The organism is Aeromonas sp. 96A, assembly GCF_051919165.1.
Lineage (GTDB): Bacteria > Pseudomonadota > Gammaproteobacteria > Enterobacterales > Aeromonadaceae > Aeromonas > Aeromonas veronii.
The window spans coordinates 123840-138214 of sequence record NZ_JBQBFE010000001.1; the positions used below are offsets into that span (position 1 = coordinate 123840).

A 14375-nucleotide genomic window follows, 5' to 3' on the forward strand; every position below is an offset into this window, starting at 1 on the left:
CGTAAACGTAAATCAATTGTTAATCTGTTGTGTGTCGATAAAGCGGTGGTAGTGAGAGCGTTATCAGCTACCACGACAACAGCGCCATAGTGGCAGATCCGAATGACCAGTGTGTGGGCGCCGCGTCATAAAGCACTAACTCAGGAAAGTAAGCGCGGGAAAATAAGCGTGGGGCAACAAGGGAGTGAACGACTAGATGGATTTTACCCTGACCGATGATCAACAGGCGTATGTGGAGGCGGCCGCCGCCTTTGCCGATGAGGCGCTCAAACCCCATGCCGCTCGCTGGGACAAGGAGCATGAGTTTCCGATCCCGACCATCAAGCAGGCGGCCGGGCTAGGTTTTTGTGGCCTCTATACCCCGGAGCAGTTTGGCGGATTGGGGCTGCCTCGCTTCGATGCGAGCCTCATCTTCGAGCGCCTCGCCATGGGGTGTACCTCGACCACGGCGTATCTGACTATCCACAACATGGTGAGCTGGATGCTGGGCAGCTGGCTGCCCACCGAGGTTGCCAAGGAGTGGGTGCCCAAACTGGCCAGCGGTGAGCTGCTGGGCTCCTATTGCCTCACCGAGCCGGGCGCTGGCTCCGATGCGGCGGCCCTCAAGACCCGGGCGGTGCGCGAGGGTGACAATTATCTTATTGAGGGAACCAAGGTCTTTATCTCGGGCGCGGGCAGCAGCGATGTGCTGGTGGTGATGGCGCGCACCGGTGGTGAAGGTGCGAAGGGGATCTCAGCCTTTATGGTGCCGGCTAATGCCCCCGGCGTGAGCTATGGCAAGGCAGAAGAGAAGATGGGCTGGAACAGCCAGCCGACCCGGGAGGTTGTTTTCAACGGGGTTCGCATTCCTGCCTGTTATCGGTTGGGCGAAGAGGGGGAAGGATTCAAGTTCGCCATGCAGGCCCTCGATGGGGGGCGCATCAATATTGCCACCTGTTCGGTGGGCACAGCCCAGCAGGCGCTGGACGATGCGCTGGCCTATGTGCAGCAGCGCCAGCAATTTGGTCACCCGATCAGCGAATTCCAGAGCGTGCAGTTTCGCCTGGCCGATATGGCGACCGAGCTGGCTGCCGCCCGCCTGCTGGTACGTCAGGCCGCCGACAAGCTGGATCGCGGGGCACCCGACAAGAGTGCCTGGTGTGCCATGGCCAAACGGTTTGCCACCGATGTGGGTTATCGAATCTGTGATGAGGCTCTGCAACTCTTTGGCGGCTATGGTTATATCCGCGAGTATCCGCTCGAGCGCTACCTGCGCGATACCCGGGTACACCGCATTCTGGAGGGCACCAACGAGGTGATGCGACTCATCATCGCGCGCCGCCTGCTGGCCGATCCCGGTTTGTCGCTGGGCTAACCGGTGGTCGCATCAAGGGTGTGTTGCCTGCCACCCGATTTGCACTGTGCCATGCCGGTTTCGGCTTTGTGAGCCAGCCACAGGTTGGCGTCATTCAAGCCTGTCATCATGGCAGCAGCTTCATCGACAAGGACAATGTTATGACAAGGATCAGACTCGAATATCATGGCCACGTGGCCTATATCACCCTCGACCATCCCCCTGCCAATACCTGGACCCTCGCCAGCCTGCAGGCCTTTTTGCAGATGATGGTGGAGCTCGACAGTCGTCCCGATGTGGTGGCACTGGTGATCCGTGGTGCGGGCGACAAATTTTTCTGCGCCGGTGCCGACCTCAATATGTTTGTCGAGGGGAATGTCGAGCTGGCCCGCGAAGTAGCCGAGGCCTTTGGCAAGGCCTTCGAGGCGCTGGCTCGTTTTCACGGCGTCAGTATCGCCGCCATCAATGGTTATGCCATGGGCGGTGGGCTGGAAGTGGCGCTGGCTTGTGATATCCGCATCGCCGAGCAGCAGGCGTTGCTGGGACTGCCGGAAGCCTCGGTGGGCTTGCTTCCCTGTGCCGGTGGCACCCAGCGTTTGACCGAGCTGGTGGGGCCGGGCTGGGCCAAGCGGATGATCCTCTGCGGTGAGAAGGTGAGTGCCTCGCTGGCCTACGAGATGGGGCTGGTGGAGGAGGTGGTGAAAACCGGTCAGGCGTGGGAGGCGGCGCACCAGATGGCCCATCTGGTGGAGCGCCAGAGCCCGAGCGCCCTGCGCGCCTGCAAAACCCTGATCAATCAGGGCCGCAGTGGCCCGCGGGATGCCGCCTTGCCCCTTGAGCGTGCGCTGTTTCTCGATCTCTTTAGCGATGCCAACCAGCGTGAAGGGGTGGCCGCCTTCCTGGAGAAACGCTTACCGCGCTGGCAATATGGCCCAACAGAATAAATCCATACGGAGCCGTTTATGAGTGAGCCGGTCAAGGTTAGCTGTTATCCCACCGAAGATGGCCATCAGATCGGGGTGTTGACCCTCGACAGCCCTGCGTCTCTCAACGCATTAAGCCTGCCGATGATCCAGATCCTGCAACAGACGCTGACCCGTTGGGAGCAGGATCCCGCCATCGTCTGTGTGCTGCTGCAGGGGGCGGGTGAGAAGGCATTTTGTGCCGGTGGCGATATCCGCTCCTTCTATTACCGCAAGCAGGAGGCAAGCGGATCGGAACTGTTCGAATATGCCCGCGACTTTTTCGAGCAGGAGTACCGGCTCGACCACCACATCCACTCTTACCGCAAGCCCCTGATCTGCGTGGCGGACGGTATCTGCATGGGGGGAGGCATTGGCCTGTTTGCCGGAGCCGATTTTCGGGTTGTCACCGAAAGAAGCCTGTTTGCCATGCCGGAGGTGACCATCGGCCTCTACCCCGACGTGGGGGCGAGCTGGTTTTTAAGCCGGATGCCAGGGCGGCTCGGGCTCTGGCTCGGTCTGACTGGCGCCCGCTTTAATGGCGCAGATGCCCTTGGGGTTGGGTTGGCGGATCACGCCATCGCCAGTGGCGAGCGCAGTGCGCTGTTATTACGCCTCGCCGTGCTCGACTGGACTGGCAGTGGTGATCCCCGTGAGCAGATCGATCTGCTGCTCACGGGGTTGCATGGTGAGGTGGCGGCCCGCTTGCCAGCGCCTGTGCTGCTGCCCCATCAACAGAGGATCGATGCCCTGCTGGCGGGGCGCACGTTGCATGGGGTATTGGCGCGGTTGTTCGAAGCTCAGTTCGATGAACAGGAGACGTTACTCCAGCAGGCGCAGAAGCTCTGCCGCACCGGCAGCCCCATCAGCCGCGCCATTTTGTGGCGTCAATATTGGCAGGCTCGCCGCAACTCACTGGCAGAGGTATTTGCCGAGGAGCTGACCCTCTCGGTCAACTGCGTGCTGAAGGGGGATTTTGTGGAAGGGGTGCGGGCACTGCTGATCGACAAGGATAAAGATCCCCGCTGGCAACAGTTGCCACCGGAGGGGGAGTGGCTGAATGATTTCTATCGCTGGCCTCAGGGGCGCAATCCGTTGGCCTGCAAGGAATAACATCTTGGCAACCGGCGGAAGCCGCCATCAGCAACGCAAGGAGCAAGCGGGATGACAAGGATAGGGTTTATCGGGCTCGGCAACATGGGGGGGCCCATGGCGGCCAATCTGGCCAGGGCCGGGCATACGGTGCAGGTGTTTGATCTGGTTGCCCAAAACATTGAGCGCGCTATCGCCGCTGGCTGCATAGCCGCGGGGGATGCCCGTGAGGCGGTGACCGGCTGCGAGGTGGTGATCAGCATGCTACCTGCGGGGGAGCATGTGCGCGACCTTTGGTTGTCTGAGGGGCAGGATCTGCTGGCAGCCCTGCCGGTTGGCGCACTGGTGATCGACTGCTCCACTATCGATGTCGACTCTGCCCGTCAGGTCGGGGAGGCGGCCCGCGCCCGCGGTTTGCGCTTTATCGATGCCCCTGTATCGGGCGGTGTCGCCGGTGCGGCCGCCGGGACGCTCACCTTTATCGTTGGCGGCGACGCGGCAGATTTCGAGGCGGCAAAACCCTTGCTCGCCTGCATGGGGCAGAACCTGTTTCACGCCGGGGCGCTGGGTGCCGGGCAGATCGCCAAGATGTGCAACAACATGCTGCTTGCGATCCATATGGCGGGCACTGCCGAGGCGCTGGCCCTCGGGGTGAAGGAGGGGCTGGATCCCGCCGTGCTCTCCACCATCATGGGCAAGAGCTCCGGCAACAACTGGAGTCTGGAGCGCTACAACCCCTGGCCCGGGGTGATGGAGAATGTCCCTGCCGCCCGCAACTATCAGGGGGGCTTTATGACCCGTTTGATGGTGAAAGATTTGGGATTGGCCATGGCGCTGGCCGAGCATGGCCACAGTACGGTGCCCATGGGGGCGCTGGCCCGCAACCTGTTCAACCTGCATGCCGCTAAGGGGCAGGGGAGCCGCGATTTCTCCAGCATCGTCGAACTCTATCTGGATAAACAGGATCCCGCCTGACGGGCCACCTCTCTTCAAGGCATCTCCCTTCGACCAGCTACAAGGAGCATTGATGGATATCAAAGATAAGGTCATCGTTATTACCGGCGCCGGACGTGGCTTGGGACGGGCCATTGCGCTGGCCCTGGGCGCACAGGGGGCGACGCTGGCACTGCTCGACATCAATCGCGCCGATCTGGAGGCGACCGCCGCCATGGTGCGCAGCCAGAATGATCAGTGCGATCAAGATAGCCAGTGCGAGCTGTTTGTCTGCAATGTGGCGAGCGAAGCCGAGGTTGAGTCGGTTTTTGCTGCCATCAAGGAGCGTTTTGGGGTGCTGCACGGTCTTATCAACTGCGCCGGCATTCTGCGCGACGGCATGCTGATCAAGGTGAAAGAGGGTGAGCTGGTGGAGAAGATGACGCTGGCCCAGTGGCAGAGCGTGATTGACGTCAACCTCACCGGTACCTTCCTCTGCGGTCGCGAGGGGGCGGCGCTGATGGCGCAAGGGGGGCAGGGGGGCGTCATCATCAACATCTCCTCTATCGCCCGCGCCGGCAATATTGGCCAGAGCAACTATGCCGCCAGCAAGGCGGGGGTTGCCTCGCTGGTGGTGACCTGGGCGCGGGAGTTGGCGCGCCATGGCATTCGGGTGATGGGGATTGCCCCCGGGGTGTTTGCCACCGACATGACGGCGGCGATGAAGCCGGAGGCGATGGCGCGGATGCAGCAGGCCATTCCGGTCGGCACCCTTGGCGAGGTGCAACAGCTGGCCGAGACGGTGAGCTTTATTTTTGCCAACGACTATCTGTCGGGGCGGATGATTGAACTGGATGGCGGTTTGCGTTTATAGGGATTTACATAATGGGCCCCGGTGTTTCCACCGGGGCTTTTTTATGCAGATTATTTATACAGAGAGTGCCTGAATGGCGATGCATAGGAACCATGCGAGTCAGGTTGTGTTGGCAGAAAAATGAGAAATATCAATGGGTCTTGGTTAATTTGAGCCAGCTCACAGGCCATATGGGTCAGTGCTGTAAAATTGCGCGTGGTCAAGGCGGTGCATGATTGACGGGACGAGGGATTGCGGTCGGAATAGTCATGCAATATAGTTGCCGCCTTTTTCACGGGGTCAGGATTCCCAGCCCCTCCCATATTGCGCGCAGTATGAATACGGACGCTCTGCCGCCGCCTAAATAAACAGGATTGAAATGGACAAGAAACTAGGGCTGGGCGCCCTCATTTCGCTGGTGATCGGCTCCATGGTCGGCGCCGGGGTCTTCAGTCTGCCACAAAACATTGCTGCGCATGCCAGTGCCGGGGCGGTCGCCCTGGGTTGGGCCATCACCGGTCTTGGCATGATCTGTCTCGCGCTGGTCTATCAGAACCTCTCCATGCGCCGCCCTGATCTCGATGGCGGTATCTTCAGCTATGCCAAAGCCGGTTTCGGCGATTTTATCGGTTTCAACGCCGCCTGGGGTTACTGGCTCTGCCAACTGCTGGCCAACGTCTCCTACGCCATCGTGGTGTTCAGCGCCCTGAGCTACTTCTTCGATACGCCTGACAACGTCATCTTCGGTGACGGCAATACGCCGGTGGCCATCACGCTGGCCTCCATCCTGATCTGGTCAGTGCATGCGCTGGTGCTGCGCGGGGTACAGGTTGCTGCACTGGTGAATATCGTCACCACCATCGCCAAGATGGTGCCGCTCATCGTCTTCTGTGTCGCGATCCTGCTGGCCTTCAACATGGATACCTTCACTCTTGATATCTGGGGCCAGAACAACATGGAGCTGGGCTCCGTCATGGATCAGGTCAAGTCCACCATGAAGGTGACCCTCTGGGTCTTTATCGGGATTGAAGGGGCCGTGGTGGTCTCTGCCCGTGCCCGTCATCGCAAGGATGTGGGCCGTGCCACCGTGCTGGCGCTGCTCGGCGCCCTGACACTCTATGTGATGGTGACCCTGTTCTCGCTTGGTGTCATGAGCCAGCCGCAACTGGCGGCGCTCAAGAACCCTTCGACCGCCATGATCCTCGAGGCAGTGGTCGGCCCCTGGGGCGCCTGGCTTATCAACATTGGTCTGGTGGTGTCAGTGATGGGGGCGCTGCTCAGCTGGACCGTGCTGGCCGCTGAAGTGCCCTACATCGCAGGCAAGACCGGTGTGTTCCCGGGTTGGTTTGCCAAGGAGAACAAGAACGGCTCGCCGCAGGTGTCCCTCTGGTGCTCCACCTGTCTGGTGCAGATCTTCCTGATCATCATCTACTTCCAGAGCAGCACCTATCTGGCGCTGGTCAACATCGCAACCTCGGCGGCGCTGGTGCCTTACGTCTTTTCGGGCGCTTATGGCCTGAAGCTGGCATTGAAAGGGGAGACTTATCAGGGTCAACCCCATCAGCGCAAGCGTGACCTGCTGCTGGCCCTGGTGGCGACGGTTTACGGCTGCTGGCTGGTCTACGCAGCCGGTGTGGAGTACCTGTTGCTGGTGGCGCTGCTCTATAGTCCGGGCATCTTCATCTACTGGAAGGCGCGTCAGCATCACGGTCTGCGCGGCCTTAACCGGTTGGAGCAGGGGATGACGGCGGCCCTGCTTGGCTGTGCCGTACTGGCCTTCTACAAGGTGATGGACGGTACCATTCCACTGCACTAACCGGCACAATGAAGAGATGGCCCTCACGCCATCTCTTTTTTTTCATGCAGATATCCACTCTTGCCCGGCCGTGTTGGCCAGTTTTTGTTTAACACAGGAATTTTTATGCTGTTTATGGGTTACCTCCTGCTGGGCGCCTTTGCCGGTATGCTGGCGGGACTGTTCGGGATCGGCGGCGGTCTTATCATTGTCCCCGTGCTGGTCATGACCTTTCGCGCCCAGGGCATCGACCCTGAAATCATTACTCATCTGGCCCTTGGCACCTCGTTGCCCACCATGATCTTTACCGGATTCAGCTCGCTTAGAGCACATCAGGAAGCGGGCGCCGTCGATTGGGTGATGATCCGCAGATTGGGGGCGGGCATGCTGGTTGGTGCCTGGCTCGGTGGTATGACGGCCAATCTGCTCAGTGCCAGTACCCTCAATATCATTATCGGCTGCTTCGCCTGGAGCATGGCGCTACAGATGGGGCTCAATCTCAAGCCCAAAGCGGAGCGCCATATGCCGGGGGCGCTCGGCACAGGCATCGCCGGTACCATCATTGGCTGGATGTCAGCGCTGTTTGGTATTGGCGGTGGCTCGTTGACCGTCCCTTATCTGAGCTGGAACTCGGTGCCAATGCGCAATGCGGTAGCGGCTTCAGCCGCCTGCAGCATGCCCATCGCGCTGGCGGGGAGCCTCAGCTACCTCTATGCGGGTTGGGGGCATGCGGATCTGCCCGAGTGGAGTGTGGGCTACATCTATCTGCCCGCCCTGCTGGGCATTGTGCTGACCAGTACCCAGTTCGCCCGCCTTGGTGCCAAGCTGGCACACCGATTGTCACCAAGACGCCTCAAGCAGGCATTTGCTCTGCTGATGCTGCTGGTGGGGGCGAAATTTATGCTGTTTAGCTGATTCATTCGGCAGATTGTTGAAAAATAAGGCAAACGATCTGTTGGATGGTAGAAAGCCGTTGCATTGAACGCCCAGTTTGCCTATTCTCCTCGCCGGTGGTCCTATTGGTCCTCTCGCATTGATAACCCGTCGACCTGGTCAGGACCGGAAGGTAGCAGCCAAGGCGGGGGACTCGAGTGCCGGGATGTGGCTGGTAGGGCCACCACTTGTTTCTGCAATTCAATAAGTTAGCTTCCTAAAGCCCTTGGTCATCCACTTTGTGTGGACGACGAGGAGCTCATCGATGAATCTCTGGCTCAGTCCCCACGGCATCTGGTATTACCGGAAAGTCACCACGCTCCCCTGTGGTCGTCGTAAAGAGATCAAAAAATCCCTGCATACCCGAGACAAGTTGACGGCCCGTGCAGCTGTTGCGAAACTGCTTGCCTGTGTGCGTTCCAGAGCTCAGCCAGTCGTACAATCCGCAAGCGAGCCAGAGAACCCTCAACCTCAGCCGCATATCAAGCCTGCTGTTCCGGCGGCCAAACCGCTTGCTCCGCTCCTGTCGGTCTTGAGTGACCGCTATCTGAAAGAGAAGGCCCTCTCCTGGGCACCGAAAGAGCTCAGCAACCAGAAGAACTACATCGGCTGCTTCATCAAGGCGCTGGGTGATAGACCGGCCGCTGACTATGCGAAAGCGGATGTGGTCAAGTTCAAGGAGGACCTGCTGAACTCCGGCAAAAGCCCAACGACGATCAACAAGTATCTCCAGAAGCTCTCCCTGCTGTTTAACTGGCTGGCTAACCATCAGGATGGGGTCATCAATCACTTCGCCGGATTGAAGCTACAGCGAGCCAAGGAGGTGAACTCACGAAGTGGGTACACAGCGGAAGAACGTCGCAAGTTTATCGGGTGGGCTAAGCAGCAAGAGCCCCACCGTAGGTGGATTGTTCTGCTGGGGCTGTTCACCGGGGCTCGAGCCAACGAGATCTGCCAGCTCTATGCCGATGATGTGCAACAGGTTGACGGTATATGGTGCCTGAATATTCGCAGTGGACGGCCAGACCAGAAACTCAAGACGGCCAACAGTGCTCGTCTGGTTCCTCTCCATCGACACCTCCTCCAGAACGGTTTCATCGAGTTTGTGAAGGGGAGGATAGGGGGACGCCTCTTCCCTGAACTGCCACATCGCCAGGATGGATACAGCCACCTGTGGGGGCAGTGGTTTAGCCGCCATCGCCCTCTAGATAAGGACTTCCACAGCCTGCGGCATACCGTGGGAACAGCCCTCAAAGATCACGGAGTGCCATTGCAGTATGCGGCGGCGATCCTGGGTCACACCAACGGGGCGATCAGCTATGACCGATACGGAGGGGATGTCTCGCTGGAGAAGCTCAAAGAGGTGATAGAGGCGGCCCTTTCATCCTTTGCTGATGCCGGATAAAGGGAAGGATGGGTCTGCCGAGATGCTGAAACTTCGGCAGATTGACTGTTTGGTTTGGTCCATTTTCCGTTGTTGGCGGGCAAAACGGGAAAGTCAAAAACGGCAGAGGGGCCCACAGGCCCCCCATTCGTTATACTGTGTAGTTCGCTCCTGTCTCCGGCTGCTCTCGGTGGGTTGAGACCGTCATGCCCGCCATCTCGCTATCGAGCAGGGTCAACCCGATGACGGTTGCCTTGCTGTTGTAGCGGGGGACAGCAAAGCCCTTCTCAATCAGCTTCTTCTTGAGGGCCAACTGCTTCATGGCCCATTCACCGTTCTGCTGTGCCCAGCGGCTGTAGACTGCATAGACCTCACTCATGGGTACTTTGGCCACTGCTCTGGCCTGTGTGCACTCTTCCAGGAAGCAGCCGACCATATCCGACTCAGCACGGTAGGTCTCGACATCCTGCTTGAGGCGAGCAGGAATCGATGCCTTGAGTCTCTGTTCTTGCCACATCTGGCAGCCCTGGATGGCCCAGTTCAGAATGCCGGGCATCTCGGCCCGCAGCTTCTCCATCAGCATGGGGTCCAGCTGTGCCTTCGTGAAGGCGGCATTGAAAGGCAGCATCAGCATCCGACGCCACATGCCATTGCTGGTATCGCGGATCTCGGGCTTGTGGTTGCCCACCATCACCAGAGAGAAGGATGGGTGGAACTCCATCTCCTTCTTGGCGTAGGGAGCACGAGCGACAATCACGTCATCCCCTGTCATGGCCTTCACCAAGTTCTCATCCATGCGAGAACCCTCTGGCAGCTCGTTGGCGACCACGAGACGTGCATCCACCAGCTTGGTCAGGGACGGGTTCGGCCCGTTATTGCCGTTGCGGTTGAACAGCAAGACGTTACTGCTGATCTGCCGACTGAACTCTCCCAGCAACTGCTGGATGACCGACATGAAGGTACTCTTGCCGTTGCAGCCGCCCCCGTGGAGGAAGAACAGGAGCTGTTCGTCGGTGCGGCCGGTGATCCAGTAGCCCACACAACGTTGCAGGAAGGCCGCATACTCGGCATCACCACAGGTGATCTCGCCGATGAACTGCTCCCATCGTGGGCAGGTGGCGGTCGGGTCATAGGCCACTGGGCTGTGGTGGGTCATCATGAATGCCCGTCTCGGTGCCAACAGGCGACCCGACTTCAGGTCGATGACACCATTGGCCGTGCCCAACAGCATCGGATTGGCGTTCAGCTCGTGCAGTCTTGCCGTCATCATCGGCTTGGCCAGCTCCAGCATGTTCTGAATACCTGCCCGGTTAAGGCTGCTAGAACCGTGTCTGTGTACCGAATATGCCCAGGCGAACTCTTCTTTCTTGCACGCCTTTTTGATCAGGGCCTGCCCGATTTCCTGGATCTCTTTGCCCACGGTTTGGGCAAGGGTCATGGGCATCAAGTCATTCTGGGTCCAGTGCGTACCATCGAAGTGGATAAAGCCACCTAACTCAGGGACGAACTTCAGGTTATGCCCGTGCATCTGCACAAACCGTTCGGCGTTGGCTGAATCGTTGAGCTCGTTTTCAAAGATGGCAGTACGTGGCATGACCTTGACGACTTCCGGCTGCTGATCATCGTCCTGAACGGCTTCGGCTTCGGCTTCGGCTTCGGCTTCGGCTTCGGCTTCAGCCACAGACTCAACCAGAGTGAATGACGCCACCAGCTCGGTTAGAGGCAACGGGTTGTCGCCGTGTAGATATTCGTCGATGTCCTTGACGCTATCCGGCAGCTTGACCTGAGTCAGCTTGAGGCCGAGCCGAGCCACCTTGGAACGGTACTTGTCGCCAGCTTCATCAGTGTCGAAGAAGGTGACGACGTCACGGTCAGTCAGCTCACGCTTCAGCCACTCCAGCTGGGTCTGTGACAGCGTGCCAATGGTAGCCAACACAGGGCCTGGCCAACCGGCGTCCACCAGCGACAGTCGGTCATTCTCTCCCTCTACCAGGGCGACAGGGCCAGGGGCATTCAGACTATCTTCCCCGTAGAACTGAACCCCGTTAAGCCAATGACGGCTCGGCAGTTGGTACGGCTGACCCTTGTTTGGATCCTTGAAGGTGAAGCGACTGACTTGTCCGTTGCGGTCGAAGTGCGGGAACACATAGACGCCACTCGGGAAGAAGTCGCGAAGCTGCTCAGGGGCATCCTTGCGGGGCTTGACCAGACCGGAGGCCAGCCGCTCCTCTTGGCTGAACCCGGCATCCTTCAGAGCCTTGTTCAGGCCACCGGAGAAGCCGATATCCAACCCCACCAACACCTCCTCAGAGTGTCCACGCCGCTCCATCAGTTCGTCTAAATCCAGGCGAGTCTGATAGTGGTTGGCGGCCAGCTTGAAGAGCTCTTGCAGGCGAGCAGGTGGGGCCGTGTAGATCGGCTGCTCCAGCTTCACCACTTTGCGAACGGTCGGGGTGACGGTCAGTTCGCCCAGCAGAAGCAAGCGGGCTGCATCAGCAGGGCTACGGGCTTTGTCGCACTTGACGACCAGATCGAGCACATCCCCATGTTCATCACAGCTAAAGCACTTAAACCTATCGTCGTCAGGATAGAGGGTGAAGCAGTCGTTATGGCCGCACAGTGGGCAACTGGCATCGTCCAGTCGATAGGTGTTGCAGCCGACTCTCTTGACGTCTTGCCCGGTTAGGGCCGAGGCGACATCCATAATGGGGAAGTGCTCTTTGATGGCAGCAAAGTCGATAGTCAGGGAGTGGCCAGCATCGGCCAAGGCAAATTCAAGGTCAACTTGTTGGGTTTGAGACATGGTGTCTCTCCTTCGATGACCGCTGCTGTGGAACTAAAATCAGTTGTGTAGGCGTTCCAAGCGGCGGTAATCAGGTCGGGTAATTGGCGCCCCCCGAGGGCTTATGGCGTGAGCCAAGGTGCATGTGCGGGGGCGTCGGCCCGCCGATAACCCCGACTATACGGATTAGCCGATGTAATACAATCGTTGTATTCAGCCCCATTCTGGTCTGTAATCGAGTTTTTGTTGTTAACTACGTGAAATTTTAAATATGAATTATTTTCATAAATATCATGAAGGGATTTTCTGGAAGTGTGACCCAAGTAATTAGAATGAAGTAGTCACCATCCCTGTGACTACTTCATGACATTTTGAACATAAACGTTTAATTGTATAATATTTTTTCAAAAGTTATATTATAACTATGTTGTTATATGTATGTATCTCTTCGATATAAGCTATCGTAGAAACTTATGCCAGTAGTTTGAAGGTAAGATAAACCTTCTGCCAGCGAAGTCTAGGATTTATAGTCGCTGTTAAGCTATTTTTTTCAGTTCAGTGAAACAGTTAGATATGTGTTCAATAAGCATCCTTATTCTAATTGGCATTCTTCCATAAAATGGATATACAAGTTGAAGGCTATTAGTTGGTTGCCTATATGTAGATAATATTTCAACAAGTCTTCCATTACGAATGTCATCATCTACATCCCATATAGATTTAAGGCAAATACCTTTTCCTTGCAAACACCAATGTCTGATCAAATAGCCGCTGTTACTTAACTTTTTACAATTTAAATCCATGGTGAAAAGTTTTCCATCTTCAGAGAAATCCCAGCGTTTTTCTGTATAAGACCCAAAACGCATAGCTAAACAGTCATGTTTAATGAGTTCGCTCGGATGTTTTGGCTCACCATTCTTTATTAAATATTCAGGAGATGCACAAACAACTCTCTGATTTACAGCGAGAAGTTTTTTACGAAGTGTGCTATCGGATAAGTTCCCATAACGAACAGCCAAATCTATGCCTTTGCTTATAAGATCCTCATATTCATCAGTTAAGTTTAGGTCAATTACAATGTTTTCATTTGAGGATGTAAATGACTCTAACATCGGTACTAATCTGGATAAGCCAAAGTCAATAGGGGCGCTTATCTTTATTACGCCTGACGCGGATTCATTTTGATCTCTCAATCTGGATTTTATCAGGTCAAAATCCTGTAAAAGCCTCCGACTATCCTCTTCTAAAAGCCTGCCTTCATTTGTCAGTCTTATCGAGCGAGTTGTCCTTTGAATTAATGAAACTTCATAAAACCTCTCTAATGCGGATAATCTCTCAGATACAGTTGCAGGAGACAATCCAAGTTCTCTAGCTGCGGCAGAAAGACTCCCTTTCTCTACAATGGTTAAAAATACATTAAGATTATCAAGCATTTTTTAGTTATTCCGAATAGTGTTTTTGATTTTTTGCTATTGAACACACTTGCAATTAAACGTAGATTGAATGTGTTTTAGTACATTGTCATATTATCAATAGAAGTCAATAGGATTCAGTTTGAGCTGAACAATACAGGAGTAGTGATGGGCTTATATCTTGTTAATAATATAGATATGTCCGTTAGGCTGGAACCAATAGTTGCATTAAAAAATTGTATAGTTCATGGCTTTGAGGTCTTATCAAAAGTTGATGAAGTATATAATGTTGGTTTAGTTAATGGATTTGATTATGAAAGCACTTTTGCTGTTCTTAGTGATGATGAGTTTTTATCGATTTTGATAAGGCAATTTGAAGTAATTCAAAAATGGGTGGGTCAGCATCCAGAGATATATTCTGGGAAAGTATTCTACTTTAACATAAGGCGAAGCTTAGTCAGTGACAATGATTTCACTTCTATGCTTATACCATTTTGCAGAACTTATGAGATGTCTTTGGAATTCGATTGCTCTGAATTTAATGATTTGTGTGCTCCATTAAGTGATGCAGAAAAAAAATGTTTTGAAAAAATGCAGGATATGGGAGTTGGTATCTGGATTGATGATTATTATGGCCGACCTCTCGTGATAAACAGTAATTACATTGAAGGGGTGAAGGTTGATAGGAAGTATTTTTGGAAGGTTTTTTTGATGGGCAACTATGATTTTTTAAACAAAGATTCTTACATATCTAAGATAACAAAAAATATTATAATGGAAGGCATTGAAACAAAAGAGCAGCATGAATTTTCTATCAAATCTGGAAGTACACTTGGACAGGGGTATTTATGGAAGGAAATTATTATTTGTTGAAACTATGTATTTCTTGTGTTTTT

Annotated in this window: 11 protein-coding genes and 1 other RNA gene; 10 read left to right on the top strand and 2 right to left on the bottom strand. The window is 55.5% G+C overall.

The genetic code is table 11. From position 1 onward, the window contains the following. Positions 1–196 precede the first annotated feature (196 nt). The 9 genes from ACTG2W_RS00575 (at position 197) to ACTG2W_RS00615 (ending at position 9306) form a co-directional block, all read left to right on the top strand. On the top strand, positions 197–1354 hold the full coding sequence (locus ACTG2W_RS00575; RefSeq protein ID WP_440015967.1) for an acyl-CoA dehydrogenase family protein: 1158 nt from the start codon (positions 197–199) through the stop codon (positions 1352–1354). Between the two features lie 140 nt (positions 1355–1494). Further along, positions 1495–2277: an enoyl-CoA hydratase gene (locus ACTG2W_RS00580; RefSeq protein WP_005345131.1), complete on the top strand. Its 783-nt coding sequence runs from the start codon at positions 1495–1497 to the stop codon at positions 2275–2277. A gap of 18 nt (positions 2278–2295) precedes the next feature. Continuing rightward, on the top strand, positions 2296–3408 hold the full coding sequence (locus ACTG2W_RS00585) for an enoyl-CoA hydratase/isomerase family protein (RefSeq protein WP_440015968.1): 1113 nt from the start codon (positions 2296–2298) through the stop codon (positions 3406–3408). A gap of 51 nt (positions 3409–3459) precedes the next feature. Continuing rightward, positions 3460–4362 (top strand): 3-hydroxyisobutyrate dehydrogenase, encoded by a 903-nt coding sequence (mmsB, locus tag ACTG2W_RS00590; protein WP_440015969.1) that lies wholly within the window; start codon positions 3460–3462, stop codon positions 4360–4362. Positions 4363–4414: 52 nt separating this feature from the next. Next, positions 4415–5194, top strand: coding sequence for an SDR family oxidoreductase (locus tag ACTG2W_RS00595; RefSeq protein WP_440015970.1), 780 nt, complete (start codon positions 4415–4417; stop codon positions 5192–5194). A 358-nt stretch (positions 5195–5552) separates the two neighbouring features. Continuing rightward, a complete protein-coding gene (gene arcD / locus ACTG2W_RS00600; protein WP_005336921.1) occupies positions 5553–6989 on the top strand; it encodes an arginine-ornithine antiporter in 1437 nt (478 codons plus the stop codon). A gap of 105 nt (positions 6990–7094) precedes the next feature. After that, positions 7095–7883: a sulfite exporter TauE/SafE family protein gene (locus ACTG2W_RS00605; RefSeq protein ID WP_040068144.1), complete on the top strand. Its 789-nt coding sequence runs from the start codon at positions 7095–7097 to the stop codon at positions 7881–7883. Positions 7884–7985: 102 nt separating this feature from the next. Further along, positions 7986–8082: signal recognition particle sRNA small type (gene ffs / locus ACTG2W_RS00610), an RNA gene on the top strand. Between the two features lie 84 nt (positions 8083–8166). Further along, a complete protein-coding gene (locus ACTG2W_RS00615; protein ID WP_106843783.1) occupies positions 8167–9306 on the top strand; it encodes a site-specific integrase in 1140 nt (379 codons plus the stop codon). Positions 9307–9436: 130 nt separating this feature from the next. Here ACTG2W_RS00615 and ACTG2W_RS00620 read toward each other — a convergent pair whose 3' ends face one another. Both ACTG2W_RS00620 and ACTG2W_RS00625 read right to left on the bottom strand, forming a co-directional pair. Next, complete coding sequence (locus ACTG2W_RS00620; protein WP_429103702.1) at positions 9437–12088, bottom strand: phage/plasmid primase, P4 family; 2652 nt, start codon at positions 12086–12088, stop codon at positions 9437–9439. A 515-nt stretch (positions 12089–12603) separates the two neighbouring features. Beyond that, positions 12604–13500, bottom strand: coding sequence for a LysR family transcriptional regulator (locus tag ACTG2W_RS00625; protein WP_106843786.1), 897 nt, complete (start codon positions 13498–13500; stop codon positions 12604–12606). 147 nt (positions 13501–13647) lie between these two features. Between ACTG2W_RS00625 and ACTG2W_RS00630 the strand changes: the two genes are divergently transcribed. Further along, entirely contained in the window at positions 13648–14352 is a 705-nt protein-coding gene (locus ACTG2W_RS00630; RefSeq protein WP_106843787.1) for an EAL domain-containing protein, read from the top strand. Positions 14353–14375 lie beyond the last annotated feature (23 nt).

Excerpts from the sequence above, each read along its gene's own strand:
- arcD (WP_005336921.1), top strand. The coding sequence starts at position 5,553 with ATGGACAAGAAACTAGGGCTGGGCGCCCTCATTTCGCTGGTGATCGGC.
- ACTG2W_RS00605 (WP_040068144.1), top strand. The coding sequence starts at position 7,095 with ATGCTGTTTATGGGTTACCTCCTGCTGGGCGCCTTTGCCGGTATGCTG.
- mmsB (WP_440015969.1), top strand. The coding sequence starts at position 3,460 with ATGACAAGGATAGGGTTTATCGGGCTCGGCAACATGGGGGGGCCCATG.
- ACTG2W_RS00580 (WP_005345131.1), top strand. The coding sequence starts at position 1,495 with ATGACAAGGATCAGACTCGAATATCATGGCCACGTGGCCTATATCACC.
- ACTG2W_RS00625 (WP_106843786.1), bottom strand. The coding sequence starts at position 13,500 with ATGCTTGATAATCTTAATGTATTTTTAACCATTGTAGAGAAAGGGAGT.
- ACTG2W_RS00630 (WP_106843787.1), top strand. The coding sequence starts at position 13,648 with ATGGGCTTATATCTTGTTAATAATATAGATATGTCCGTTAGGCTGGAA.
- ACTG2W_RS00615 (WP_106843783.1), top strand. The coding sequence starts at position 8,167 with ATGAATCTCTGGCTCAGTCCCCACGGCATCTGGTATTACCGGAAAGTC.
- ACTG2W_RS00595 (WP_440015970.1), top strand. The coding sequence starts at position 4,415 with ATGGATATCAAAGATAAGGTCATCGTTATTACCGGCGCCGGACGTGGC.
- ACTG2W_RS00575 (WP_440015967.1), top strand. The coding sequence starts at position 197 with ATGGATTTTACCCTGACCGATGATCAACAGGCGTATGTGGAGGCGGCC.
- ACTG2W_RS00585 (WP_440015968.1), top strand. The coding sequence starts at position 2,296 with ATGAGTGAGCCGGTCAAGGTTAGCTGTTATCCCACCGAAGATGGCCAT.
- ACTG2W_RS00620 (WP_429103702.1), bottom strand. The coding sequence starts at position 12,088 with ATGTCTCAAACCCAACAAGTTGACCTTGAATTTGCCTTGGCCGATGCT.